The organism is Thermodesulfovibrio sp. 3907-1M, assembly GCF_040450955.1.
GTDB lineage: Bacteria > Nitrospirota > Thermodesulfovibrionia > Thermodesulfovibrionales > Thermodesulfovibrionaceae > Thermodesulfovibrio > Thermodesulfovibrio autotrophicus.
This window is the reverse complement of the sequence record NZ_CP144373.1, coordinates 1,232,969-1,246,262: the sequence shown is the minus strand read 5'-3', so window position 1 is coordinate 1,246,262 and position 13,294 is coordinate 1,232,969. Positions and strand designations below refer to the sequence as shown.

The following is a 13,294-nucleotide window of genomic DNA, read 5'->3' as shown; positions in this document are numbered from 1 at the left end:
ACGCCCTTCACCACTCGGGGTGATTCAGAGTTCAAGGTTCAAAATTCAAAGTTAAAAAACTTCAACCTGAGCCTTAACAGGAGGAAATTCCTCGTGACAAAAATAAAAAATGCTGTCTCTATAATGTTATTTTTACCAGTTTATCAAATATGTGAATTGTATCAACAAATCTTACAATTCTCTGATGAGACTCTATTACAATTGAATGAGTTCTTGCACCTCCACCAAAAAATCTCACTCCATTAAGAAGATCACCTTTTGTTACGCCTGTAGCAACAAAAATTATATCATCACTTGGAACAAGGTCATCAAGAGTATAAACTTTGTCTTCATCAATATCCATTCCATAGCTTATAGCTCGCTTTTTTTCTTCCTCATTTCTCCATCGCATTCTTGCCTGCATCTCTCCACCAAGACACTTAACTGCTGCTGCAGAAAGCACACCTTCAGGTGCTCCACCAATTCCCATCAGGGCGTGAATACCTGTTCCTTCAACTGTTGCCGCTATTGCTGGAGTAATATCACCATCTGAGATCAGTTTAATTCTCGCACCAGCAGCCCTGATTTCTTTAATTAAATTTTCATGACGGGGTCTATCAAGCACCACCACTACAAGGTCATCAATGTCTCTTCCAAGAGCTTTTGCAAGGGCTTCAAGATTTTCCTTGACAGGTTTTCTTATATCAACCATTCCCTTTGCCTGAGGACGAACTACGAGTTTTTCCATATATGTATCAGGGCAGTGAAGAAGTCCGTTTCTTTCTGTAACTGCCATAACAGTCAATGCATTTGGCATTCCTGTAGCACACAGATTTGTTCCTTCAAGAGGGTCAACAGCTATATCAACTTCAGGACCAGTTCCATTACCAACTTCCTCACCTATATAAAGCATTGGAGCCTCGTCTCTTTCACCCTCACCTATGACTATTCTTCCTTTAATAGGTAAATCATTCAAAGCCTTTCTCATTGCTGTAACAGCTGCCTGGTCTGCTTCTTTTCTATTACCCTTTCCCATAAGTCTTGCAGCCTCAATTGCTGCAAGTTCACAAACTCTTAAAATTGCTGGAGTTAATGAACTATTCATTTTAATTTCCTCCTATGATTTTTTTGAAGTTATTGAATAAAATCCTGAAATAACCTTTTTTACTTTCTGAGATTTACATTTTGGACATCTTACCTTTGTTTTTTCCATTTCGCTTATGCTCATCTTCTTTGTAAAAGTTTCATTGCACTTTTGACATTGAAACTCATACAAAGGCATAAGCCACCTCCTAAATTATTTTATTTTCCTTCATGCTAAAATATTTTCCATTACCTATAATTACGTGGTCTAAAAGAGAAATTTCAAGTATCTCTGAAGCTTTTTTTAGCTTTCTTGTTATCTCCACATCCTGCTCTGATGGATCAGGATCTCCACTTGGATGATTGTGAGCAACTATTACTGCGTAAGCTGATTCCTTTACTGCTTCCTTAAAAATCTCTCTCGGATGAATCAGTGTCTGCGTTAATATACCTTCTGTAACTTTAATCTCCTTTATGAGTTTCAATTTTGTATCCAGTAAAAGGGTGATAAAGACTTCTTTTTTCAAACCATTAAGTTTTGGATATAGATAATTATAAACCAAACTTGCAGAATTGAATACTTCTTCCTGTGCTGGCTGACTTAAAAGCCTTCTACCAAGTTCAAAGGATGCTTTAATTTGAGCAATTTTTGCAATCCCAAGCCCGGTTACAGACTGAAGTTCATTGATTGATGCCTCTTCAATTCCTTTTAATCCGCCAAATTTATTTAAAAGTTCAATGGCTGTTTCCATTACTGTTTTCCCATTACTACCTGTTCTGAGAATAATTGCAAGCAACTGAGCATCAGTCAGGTTCTGAGCACCATGTTTTAATAGTCTTTCTCTCGGTCTTTCAGTTTCTGGCCATTCCTTAACAGATTTCATTTTATGCTTGCACCAGGATTAACCTCTCTGTCAACAGTAAGTATTGATATTGTTCCATCAGAGCCAGTTGCTGCAAGAAGCATACCCTGAGATTCAACTCCCATAAGCTTTGCAGGCTTGAGATTACTTACAATAACAATTGACCTGCCAACAAGCTCTTCAGGTGAGTAGGACTTCCCAATGCCTGCCACAATCTGTCTTTTCTCTCCAATATCTACAATAAGCTTTATAAGTTTTTCTGAACCCTTTAGTTTTTCAGCTTCTATAACTTTACCCACTTTAAGTTTGATCCTTGCAAAATCTTCAATACTTATAAGCTCTTCCATCTTGCTCTCCTTAATTTTTTCTTCAGATTTATTCTCTATTCTCGGGAAAATTTGTTCAATCTTTTCAGTTCTCACCTCTTTTATCTCTATGTCCCAATTTAATATATTACAGTCAATTTTAAAAGAACTTAATCCTAAAGCATTCCAGATTTTCAATGATGTCTGTGGCATAAATGGATAAAGAAAAGCTGTAATAATTCTCAATGCATTCCATATATTAAAAAGTATTTGAGGAAGCCTCTCAGAGTTTTCCTTTGCTACTCTCCAGGGTTCTGTTTTTGCAATGTAGTTGTTTGTAAGGGATATAACCTCCCATATTTTTTCAAGAATTATATTGAATTTGAACTCATTCCAGAGGTTTTCATTATCAATCTCTTGGATCAGATTTTTGAGTTTTTCTGACAATTCATCAACTGCTTTTGTAGGCTTTATCTGACCATTCATATATTTTTCATTCATCACAAGAAAACGATTTACAAGATTGCCTAAGTCATTAGCAAGATCATTGTTTATTCTTCTTATAATTGCTTCTTCTGAAAAATCTCCATCAAGACCAAAGGAAACCTCTCTGAATAAAAAGTATCTGAAAGCATCTACTCCGTATTTCTTTATAACTTCGTATGGATTTACAACATTGCCAAGAGATTTTGACATTTTAGCACCCTGGACTGTCCACCATCCATGAGCAAATATATTTTTTGGAAGAGGCATTTCCAGAGCCATAAGCATTGTTGACCAGTAAACTGCATGGGTTATTAGAATGTCCTTGCCTATTAAATGATGATCAGGGGGCCACCACTCAATGTCTTTTGGTGCAAGATAATTCAATGCTGAGTAATAATTAACAAGTGCGTCAAACCATACATAGGTTGTGTAGTTTTCATCAAAGGGAAGAGGAATTCCCCACTGCAGTCTCTGCCGAGGGCGGGAAATGCAGAGGTCACCAAGAGGTTTAGTTTTAAGAAATGAAAGAACCTCATTTTTTCTCGTTTCAGGAAGAATGTATCCTGGATTTTTCTCAATGTAATCAATGAGAGAGCTCTGATACCTGGACATGAGGAAGAAATAGTTTTCCTCTTCAATGCATTCAACTTCTCTTCCGCAGTCAGGGCACTTCCCTTCTATCAAATCTTTTGCTGTCCAGAATCTCTCGCAGGGAGTGCAATACATTCCACAGTATTTTCTCTTTTCAATCTCACCTTTATCATAAAGCTTCTGAAGTATTGCACTAACAACTTTTTTGTGTTCTTCATCGGTTGTTCGTATAAAAGCATCATTGCTTATATTTAATTCATTCCATAAAGCTTTAAAGTTTTCAACCATGATATCTGCATGTTCCTTTGGAGCTCTGCCACGCTCACAAGCTGCTTTTTCAACTTTCTGACCATGCTCGTCTGTTCCTGTAAGAAAGAATACTTTTCTACCTTTAAGTCTCATATATCTCGCAAGTATGTCAGCAGCCACAGTGGTGTAGGCATGTCCAATATGTGGAATATCATTAACATAGTATATTGGGGTGGTAATGTAAAATCCCTTATTTTGACTCATCATTTCCTCCAGAATTCTCATCTATTAATTCTTCTGCCTCTTTTATAATAAAGGACAGCTTTTTGATCTCAGGCTCTTTTTCTTCCTGAGTAATAATTTCTTCATCAAAACTATCCTCTACTTCACCATAGTATTCGTGTCTGAGACAACATTTCAACCTTCCGCAAACACCTGAAAGTTTGGAAACATTAAGCACAATTTCCTGATCTTTAGCCATTTTTAAAGAGACTGGCTTAAAGAAGCTGATAAATGTTTTACAGCATACCTCAAACCCGCAAACTCCGATCCCGCCAAGAAATTTTGCTTCATCCCTTACTCCTATCTGCCTCATCTCTATTCTTGTTTTGAATTTTGCTGCAAGGTCTTTAACCAGTTCTCTGAAATCAATCCTTCCTTCTGCAGTAAAATAAAAGATAATTCTTTTTCTGTCAAGAGCAGATTCAACTACTAAGAGTTTCATTGGCAACTTTCTTTCATTTATTCTTTGAAGACAAAAATTCCATGCTTCTTTCTCTAAGGAAAGATTTTTCTGAAAGGCTTCCATATCTTCCTGAGTTGCCTTTCTGATTACTGGCTTAAAGGAGTTTTCTGTGTCAGAAGAAGTTTTCAAAACGTATCCCAAGGTTAATCCAAAATCACCTTCTACTACAACAAAATCACCTTTTTTTAATTCTATACCAAGATTGTTTAAATAGCGATAAACCTTACCAAAAGGTCTAACTCTTACATGTACTGTATTGTTCATCCCTGCGTCTCCCTATTGTTCTAAGTTAGTTGTTTCCTGCTTTTTCATAGTTATCAAATTTCCAAGAAGACAAGCCATATAGTTCCATACAATTGACTTATTTAAGTTTAAATCAATGCTTTTTTTTATGTTTTGCATCTCTTCATACAGATTAAACAACTCCTCTACTGATACATTCTCTTTTAGTTTAAAATCTGAAGGTAAAATAGGGCAATATGAAGTTTTAAGAAAAAATCCCGCAAGGCAGTCTCTAAGAAAAATACATAAAAAATCTATCCACCATTTAACATCTTCATTGTCTTTCCAAGGAGATTTTTTATTCTTTTCTTTCATGTTTTTTAATGTAGCATTAAACCATTGAATATCTTTTAATACATCCCTTGATATAAAAAGCCCAGGTTTACCCATAATAATTCTGATTACACTGTCTTCAACATCAGGCAAAATCTTTTTTACTGCTTGAGTTGAAAGAGGTGTAAAATATAGTTTAAAACATCTTGAAATCAGAGGTTCTGGTAAAGTATACATATTTTCGCAGATAAGAATTATTACTGTATTTAAAGGAGGCTCTTCAACTGTTTTAAGAAAGGCATTCGCTGCTGCATTATTCATTTTATGTGCTTCTTTTATAATAACAACTTTATACCTTCCTTCAAGGCTGCGGAAAGAAACAAACTCTTCAACCTCTCTTATGCTGTTCACTGTGATTACATCCTTTTCAGCAGTTACGAGTTTAACATCTGGATGCAGTCCTTGTTCAATTTTTTTGCATGATATACATGTATCGCAGGCATCTTCTTCAGAATTCAAGCAATTTAAAGCTTTGGCATAGGTAATAGCTGCTCTGGTCTTTCCGATATAAGCGTCTCCCAGAAATAATAAAGCACCGGGAATCTTTTTCGTCCTTAATGTGCCCTTGAGCAGTTTTATTGCTTTTTGCTGAAATTCACTAAAACCCATTTTAATAAACTTAAGAGCGGCATTCAATGATAGATTTAACTTTTTTATATATTTTTTCAGTTATTACATTTATGGGCTCGGTGGCATCTAGAACAAAGAATCTTTCTTTATTTATTCTTGCAAGTTCAAGATAACCCTCTCTTACTTTCTCATGAAAAGATAAATTTTCCATCTCAAATCTATCTTTCTTATTAACTTTCTTATTTCGTCCAAGTCCAATGCTTGCTGAACAGTCAAGCAATACTGTTAAATCAGGCATTAATTCGCTGAAAAGTTCTTTATTCAATTTTTCAATTAAATCAATTGATATGCCTCTTGCATATCCCTGATAAACTACAGTTGAATCAGTAAATCTGTCACATATTACAATAAAACCTGCTTCAAGATGTGGCTTTATTTTTTCCTCAATATGTTGAATCCTGTCTGCAACATAAAGAAGAAGTTCGCATAATGGAGTTATTTTAATTTCTGAATTAAGAAGAATCTCTCTTATATGCTTTCCAGCTTCTGTATCTCCTGGTTCATAGGTGTATAAAACTGGAAATCCCTCTTTTTTAAGCTTTTCTGCAAGTAATTTTCCCTGAGTTGTTTTACCAGAACCCTCTATGCCTTCAAAGGTTATAAAAATTCCTTTATTCATTTACTAGTCTATTTTTTAATTTTTTAAGAAGTTCGCAAACTCTCTGGGAACTTGAAACATCAAGAGAGCCCATTCCACAGGATGGAGTGAGAAGTGAGTTTTTATTTATTAAGTGTAAATTTTTTGATATTTCCTCAGTTTTTCTTACTGCCCGTTCAATTATTTCTTCATCGCTCAGAGCATTTAAATCATCTGTAGTTGGAATAAATCCCCAGGCAATATAGCCACTTCTGCTCAGAAATTCTGAAATTTCATCACTGTAAATTTTGAAAAAATCAAAAAAGGAAAAGGCATCAAAGCTTAAAATGTCTATATCAAGAGATAAAACTTCTTTCCAGTCAGTTCTTCCACAGCAGTGAATTCCTACTTTAACATCAAAAGATTTAATAAAAGAGACAATTTCCTTAATTAACCTCATTGCTTCAGACTGCTCAACAGAGATATATGCAGATGTGCTAACTGCCTGAAGTATGGGTTCATCAATAAAAATTATTACATTTTCGGCAAAAGTTTTTAGAAATTCAATTTGCCACTTTACTTTTGCTTTAAGATGCATGAGAGAAAGTTCTCTCAGAGTTTCATCAAAATAAATAAGTTTACCCTCATCATCTTTAAGAGATAAGGTAAATGTAACGGGTCCTGTAATCTGTCCTTTAAAGAGTTTTAGTTTTTCGTTTTTTATCAATCTCTGCATGCTGTAAAGACCGATGGCAAATTGTTCACTTACAGGAGATAACATTTCATCATGATAGTTACTTAACCATTCAGTGATAAGCTCGTCATTTTTTTTGATGTAAACTTTGTCTGACTCAAAAGTTATGCCGGGAAATCCTTCACAGAACTGGGCAATCATCTGCTCATTAACTGAATATTTAGGCATCTGAGGCCAGAATGGGATATCAAAGTATTTCAAAATAAGTTCACAAGCAGACAAAACCTCTGTATGAGGCATGCTTCCTATGCCTGTGGTGGTAAATGGTTCAAACATAATTACTCCATTGAGCTGAGTTTTTTTAGAATATCAGGATACTCTTTTTTAAAATCAGGGAAAACCCTCTTTAAAAACATTTTAATTGCCTTGATTTCAAGGGCAAGCTCATCAATTTTTTCTAATTTTTTATTCATTTCATCAATTTTCTCTGAAATTACTTTTATCTCAGCTTCTATCAAGGCAATCTTTTCTTTTAAACTCATTAGGTCTTTCATAAAAATTACCTCTTATTTATTTCTTCTCTGTGCTCTCATTTTTTTGCGAAGCTTTCTGTATTTGTGTTTTTTTATCTTTTTTTTCCTCCACTTAAGAACACTTCCCACTCAATTCACCTCCTTTTTTTATATCTTAAGACTGTTCAAACTTACAAGCTCTTGAAAATCAGAAAATTCCAAGCCCTGTTAATTTTCAATCAACTCCACATGTCATTCCGAATTTTTTAATTGTTTCCATAAAAGCTTCAAGCCACAGTTCATTCACAGTTGAGTTTGTGCCATCATAGGCAAGAGATATAACAGGAATATTATAATCTTTTTGAATAAATCTCAACAAAGCAGTAACAATAGCACCTGGCATACATCCAAAGGGCATTGCATTAACGATGCCACTTACGCCTTTTTTAATTAAGTCAACACTTTTACCTATACTCAAAATAGTCTCTCCTTCAAAACTGTCAGGAACATAGGGTGATGCAAACTTAAAAATTTCTTTTATGGAGGGTTCATGCAAAAAATTCATTGCTCCTTTAAAACATGAAGAAAACTTCCTTTCCACCCTCCACTGGAAAAATTTATTAACAAGAATTTTTATAATAGCAGATTTATCCTTTTTTATCAAGGCTTTTCTTAAAGCCATTTTATTTACATAGTGAATCCACTCCTCAATTGGCGTAAGATAAACTTCTGCACCTAAGGACTCAAGTCTCTTTATCAGATTCTCATTGGAAAATGAATGAGAACGAATAAATATCTCTCCTACAACTCCAACAAGAGGCTTTTTATCCTTATATTTTGGTATATTTTCAAAATCTCTTCTCATGTCTTTTAATAAACTATCAATGCTGCCATTTCTACTCTTTAATGCATCATAAATTTTCACAAGATAACTTTCATATAAAGCTTCAGTTTCACCTTTGTTTTTTTCATAAGGTCTTGTCTGTAAAAGCAATTTTGTAAGCAAGCCATAGGCAACAACTCCCTGCCACGCTCTGAGGGAAAACTCTCCTCCTGCAATGTTTAAGTCTTTGTAAAATTGAGCATCCTGCTGGGGTGAATAAACGGGAACACTTTCAAATCCTAATTTTTTAAGCATCATCCTGTGAGAAACATTATATTGACCAAATCTGCATGGACCAGCTCCAGAAGGCATGAAAAAGGCTGTCCTCTGAGGATTGAAATCTTTTGAAAAAACAATCTTAAGCATATCACCAAGAGTTACAACATAGGGAAAGCATTCTCCTCCTGATACATATTTTCTTGCAAGCTCAACTGACTGCCTGTCCGAAGGAGGCATTACTTCTGCATCAATTCCACAGTAGTTAAAGGCTGCCTTTAAAGCAAAGGCATGGTCAGACATTCTTGGAATGTATATGGTTCTTTTTGAAATGTCTGAAGTTTTAATCAATAGGGGAATGAATTTATTTGCTGAATCCTTTTTATCTCTATCCTTGACGCTATCTATAAAAGCCTCAAGTCTTGTAACAACTCCAGCATCAGCACTGTGTTCATCAATCTCAACTATCAAATAAGGCTTTTGAGCCATTTCTTCTCTGAAATAATTTATTATGAAGGAGTCAGGTCCACAGGAAAAATTCGTTATAAATACAGGATATACCTCATCCAGCTTATGAATAAATCTTGAAGCTCTTATAATCCTTTGCCCTGAACGCCAGTATAAGTTGCTCCAATCATCCTTTATGTTTATTCCCTCAAGAGGAAGCATATCCATTGGAATTGGAAGAACATTAAGGCGGGTAAGCTTTCCTGAAATATCAAGACTAACTGCCTGATCAAAGGAGTTATAGGACCGGCCAAGAATAACCACTGTGGCTTGCTGACCGAGGGATCTGTCTATGGCTGTCGCAAGAAGCTTTAGTCCTTCTTTTTGAATTGAACTAACAAACTCTCTCTGCTTCTGTTTTGCAGTAGCTATTTTTTCATCAATGTTTTTTATATTTATAATTCCCTTAAATGCCTCAATCAGTTCCTTTTTAAGGTAATCAAATCCTCTTGAGAAATCTATTCTCGGTATAACAAACTTTGCTTCTCTAAATAGCTTTCTGTTTACATATGGAATTGTCTGAACAAGAGGACATGCAAGACCTCTTTCAAACTCATCATAAAGATTAAGATTTATAAAGCTCGGAAGAAAGATTAGATCAACTCCTTTTTCAATTAAGTCTGCTATGTGTCCATAGGCAACCTTAAGGGGGAAACATGCCTCAGATAAAACCTTTTCAATGCCTTTATTAATAATTTCTTTGTTCGTCTTATCGGAAATCTTTACATTAAAACCGAGCTCCCATAGAAGAGTGCTCCAGAAAGGAAGATGATCATGAAAGAAAAATATGTAAGGTATTCCAATTACAGGTGCCTTTCTATCTCTGTATTGAGTTTCATACTCTTTATGTGCCTTCCAGAGCAGCTCCTCTCTCAGTTTTACAGGGTCTGGAAGCTTTGAAATCACATCCTTTTTTTCATATTTCTCGCATCTACCGCCATAAAAAAGATAGTTTTCTTCGCCTTCTATCTTAACCCTGTTTATTTCACAGTAGTTGGGACAGCCTTTGCATTCAAAGGAAGAAATACTGTAAAGTCTATCCTTTAAAGAAAAGCCTTTGAATTTGCTTTCTTTACCGTTTTTCATAAAATCTTTTGCAATCAGTGCTACACCAATTGCGCCCATGACTTCGTGATGAGGTGGAATAATTAGCTCCAACTCCCTGTTAACTTTCTCTTTTAAGAAATTATCAAAGGCTGCAACAACTGCTCTGTTAAAGGCAACGCCACCCTGAAAGAATACTCTTTTACCGATCGGCTTCCCAGCTACAACCCTGTTTATGTAGTTTTCCGCAATACTGTAACAAAGACCTGCAACAATGTCTTCTTTGCGAGCACCTTTATGTAGATTTATGACAAGGGAGTTTTCCATAAAAACAGTGCATCTTTCACCGAGCTTGCATGGTGTTTTTGAGCTAAATGCAAGGCTTTGAAACTCTTCAAGAGTTATACCGAGTTTGTCAACCTGTTCTTCTATAAATGAGCCTGTTCCTGCTGCACAGGCTTTATTCATCTCAAAATCAACAACTTTGCCATCTTTAAGCCTTATGTATTTTGAATCCTGTCCTCCAATCTCAAAAATCGTGTCAATGCTTGGATCAAAATGAATTGCACCTCTGGCATGGGCTGTTATCTCATTTTTCACCACATCTGCACCTACAAAATCTGCAATCATGTAACGACCCGAACCTGTAACACCAACTCCTTTTATCTGGATATTCTGGACTTCCCTGCTTATCTCACTCAAGCCTCTTTTTACTGCATCAATTGGCTTTCCTGCTGTGGGAAGATACTTCTTTGTGATGATGTTACCCTCTTCATCTATAAGAACAATGTTTGTGCTTACAGAACCAACATCAATACCGAGATAGGCATGCTGAGGCTGAGAGCTTAAGTCTGAGGGCTGAGGACTAAAGTGAGAAGAAAAACTCTTAATTGGTGGAAGTCCGTATTCAATCTCTGCTTTGAGCTTACCGATTTTTTCAATGATTGACTCATTGAGATAAACTCCCTCTTTTTTAGCCTTAATCGCAGCACCAATTGCACCTGTTACCTCAAAATGCTCAGGAATGATTATCTCATCTATTCCCAGCACCTTCTTAAATGCCTTTATCATTCCCCTGTTTGCTGCAACTCCACCCTGAAAGGCAACTTCTTTTTCAATGCTTCTGCCTTTAAACATGGTTGCCTTGAAGTTTCTTGCAAGGGCAAAGCAAACTCCTGCAATTATGTCTTCCAGAGGAGTTGCAATCTGCTGAAGATGTATCATGTCTGATTTTGCAAAAACACTGCAACGACCGGCAATCTTTGATGGTCTTTCAGATCTTATGGCAAGCTCGCTGAACTCTTCTATTGTAAGCCCAAGCCGCTCTGCCTGCTGCTCAAGAAAAGAGCCAGTTCCTGCTGCACATATACTATTAAGGGAGAAATCCTTTATTCTTCCTCCTTTATCAAGGAAGATAAGCTTTGAATCCTCTCCTCCGATCTCAATAATTGTCCTTACCTGAGGATAGAAAAACGATGTTGCCGTTGCCTGTGATACAATCTCATTTACATATGAAGCACAAGCAGTCCTTGCAATAAATCTTCCTGAGACGCCTGTAAAACATAATCTTAAATCACGGTATCTTGAGAAAATCTCTGTCAAAATGCGGGATACTATCTCAGCAGGCTTTCCAAAATGTTTTAAATATAGCTTTTCAATAATTCTAAAATCCCTGTCTAAAACTGCTATCTTGGCTGTCTCGCTTCCTACATCAATACCAACTGCAAGTTCAGAACCCATACTCATGCCATCTTTTTGTGACAAGCTCTTTTATTTCTTCTGCCTGAGTGATTTCCTCTGGCCAGTCTCTCATCATTCCTTCTTCACGGGTTTTGCGTGTTGCATCAATTCCCATTTTACCGCCAAATCTTGGCATGCTTGATGCATGGTCAAGCTCATCAACAGGTCCTTCAGAGATTATCACATCTCTCCGCCAGTCCACATTGTTAAGAACCTTCCATGCAGTAGTTGATAAATCCTGAACATTAACATCTTCATCCACGACAATTATGAGCTTTGAAAACATCATCTGTCCCATTCCCCATAGCCCGTGAATTATCTTCTTACCATGCCCTGGATACTGCTTTTTTATTGAAACTATAGCGGCATTATGAAATACTCCTTCAATAGGAAGATTAATGTCCTTTATCTCTGGAAAATGCATTCTGAGCAAAGGAAGAAAGATTCTCTCCGTTGCTTTACCCATATAACAGTCTTCCATCGGAGGCTTCCCAACCACTGTTGCAGGATATATGGGGTTTTTTCTATGGGTAATGCATGTTACATGAAAAACAGGAAATTTATCAACTGGAGAGTAAAAACCTGTATGATCGCCAAAAGGACCTTCATCCCTTAATTCATCAGGTTCCACATAACCTTCAAGGACTATCTCAGAGTTTGCAGGCACTTCTATATCAGAAGTTACGCACTTAACCATCTCAACAGGACTTCTTCTTAAAAATCCAGCAAACACAATCTCATCAACTCCGTAGGGAAGAGGTGCTGTGGAAGAATAAATAACAGCGGGATCAGAACCAATGGCAACAGCAACTGGCATTCTTTTGCCGAGTTCCTTATATTTTCTGTAATGCACAGCTCCATCTTTATGAATGTGCCAGTGCATGCCTGTTGTTCTTTCATCATAGACATGCATGCGATACATTCCGCAGTTCTGTTTGCCTGTTTCAGGATCACGGGTAAAAACCATTGGGAAGGTAATAAATCTTCCACCATCCTTGGGCCATGTTTTAAGAATTGGAAGTTTACTTAAGTCAGGATTATGATTTATAACTTCCTGACATGCTGCTTTGCTTACTCTTTTTGGCAGGTATTTGCTAATCTCAATCAATTCAAAAACAGCTTTTATTTTGTCTTTCAAACTCTTTGGTGGAGTTTGATTAATAAGCTTTTCAATTCTTTTGCTAACGTCATCAAGGCTTTCAACTTCAAGGGCAAGACACATTCTCTCAAAGGAGCCAAAAATATTGGTTACTACTGGCATGGATGAACCCTTTACTTTTTCAAAAAACAAAGCCTTTCCACCATTGGGAGATTTACACATTCTGTCAGTTATCTCAGCAATCTCAAGCACAGGGTCAACCTCTACCCTGACTCTGTGAAGTAATCCTTTTTTATCAAGTATGTGCAGGAATTCTCTTAAATCGTTATAAGCCATATAAAGTTATTATCCATACTCATGTAAAATTCTGTCAATCATTTGAAAGGCACAGGGATGGGTGTATTTCTACTTTCTTTGTGTTGCTTTTATTAGTTTAATAGAAAATTTTACACTATCTGGATTTTATCCTGACAAAA

At 36.2% G+C, this 13,294-nt stretch carries 12 protein-coding genes; all 12 read right to left on the bottom strand.

From position 1 onward, the window contains the following. Window positions 1-118: 118 nt before the first annotated feature. On the bottom strand, window positions 119-1,084 hold the full coding sequence (gene glpX / locus V4D30_RS06475) for a class II fructose-bisphosphatase (protein WP_353683508.1): 966 nt from the start codon (window positions 1,082-1,084) through the stop codon (window positions 119-121). A 12-nt stretch (window positions 1,085-1,096) separates the two neighbouring features. Continuing rightward, window positions 1,097-1,261, bottom strand: a complete 165-nt coding sequence (locus V4D30_RS06470; RefSeq protein ID WP_353683507.1) for a zinc ribbon domain-containing protein — start codon at window positions 1,259-1,261, stop codon at window positions 1,097-1,099. Between the two features lie 10 nt (window positions 1,262-1,271). Next, entirely contained in the window at window positions 1,272-1,946 is a 675-nt protein-coding gene (gene radC, locus V4D30_RS06465) for a DNA repair protein RadC (RefSeq protein ID WP_353683506.1), read from the bottom strand. After that, window positions 1,943-3,820, bottom strand: a complete 1,878-nt coding sequence (gene metG, locus V4D30_RS06460) for a methionine--tRNA ligase (RefSeq protein ID WP_353683505.1) — start codon at window positions 3,818-3,820, stop codon at window positions 1,943-1,945. Before metG ends, radC begins: the two co-directional genes overlap by 4 nt. Continuing rightward, window positions 3,807-4,565: a regulatory iron-sulfur-containing complex subunit RicT gene (ricT, locus tag V4D30_RS06455; protein ID WP_353683504.1), complete on the bottom strand. Its 759-nt coding sequence runs from the start codon at window positions 4,563-4,565 to the stop codon at window positions 3,807-3,809. The genes metG and ricT overlap by 14 nt, the downstream gene beginning before the upstream one ends. Window positions 4,566-4,577: 12 nt before the next feature. Continuing rightward, entirely contained in the window at window positions 4,578-5,525 is a 948-nt protein-coding gene (locus V4D30_RS06450; RefSeq protein ID WP_353683503.1) for a DNA polymerase III subunit, read from the bottom strand. Between the two features lie 10 nt (window positions 5,526-5,535). Beyond that, a complete protein-coding gene (tmk, locus tag V4D30_RS06445; protein ID WP_353683502.1) occupies window positions 5,536-6,165 on the bottom strand; it encodes a dTMP kinase in 630 nt (209 codons plus the stop codon). Continuing rightward, window positions 6,158-7,153 (bottom strand): hypothetical protein, encoded by a 996-nt coding sequence (locus V4D30_RS06440; RefSeq protein ID WP_353683501.1) that lies wholly within the window; start codon window positions 7,151-7,153, stop codon window positions 6,158-6,160. Before V4D30_RS06440 ends, tmk begins: the two co-directional genes overlap by 8 nt. Window positions 7,154-7,155: 2 nt before the next feature. Continuing rightward, the gene (locus V4D30_RS06435; RefSeq protein WP_353683500.1) at window positions 7,156-7,371 is read right to left on the bottom strand and encodes a hypothetical protein; all 216 of its coding nucleotides are present in this window, start codon (window positions 7,369-7,371) and stop codon (window positions 7,156-7,158) included. Window positions 7,372-7,383: 12 nt separating this feature from the next. After that, window positions 7,384-7,479 (bottom strand): AURKAIP1/COX24 domain-containing protein, encoded by a 96-nt coding sequence (locus V4D30_RS06430; protein ID WP_082673659.1) that lies wholly within the window; start codon window positions 7,477-7,479, stop codon window positions 7,384-7,386. An 85-nt stretch (window positions 7,480-7,564) separates the two neighbouring features. Further along, window positions 7,565-11,719 (bottom strand): acyl-CoA dehydratase activase, encoded by a 4,155-nt coding sequence (locus V4D30_RS06425; RefSeq protein ID WP_353683499.1) that lies wholly within the window; start codon window positions 11,717-11,719, stop codon window positions 7,565-7,567. Next, window positions 11,709-13,154 carry a menaquinone biosynthesis decarboxylase gene (locus V4D30_RS06420; RefSeq protein ID WP_353683498.1) on the bottom strand — a complete coding sequence of 482 codons (1,446 nt, stop codon included), beginning with the start codon at window positions 13,152-13,154 and terminating at the stop codon, window positions 11,709-11,711. The genes V4D30_RS06425 and V4D30_RS06420 overlap by 11 nt, the downstream gene beginning before the upstream one ends. Window positions 13,155-13,294: the final 140 nt, after the last annotated feature.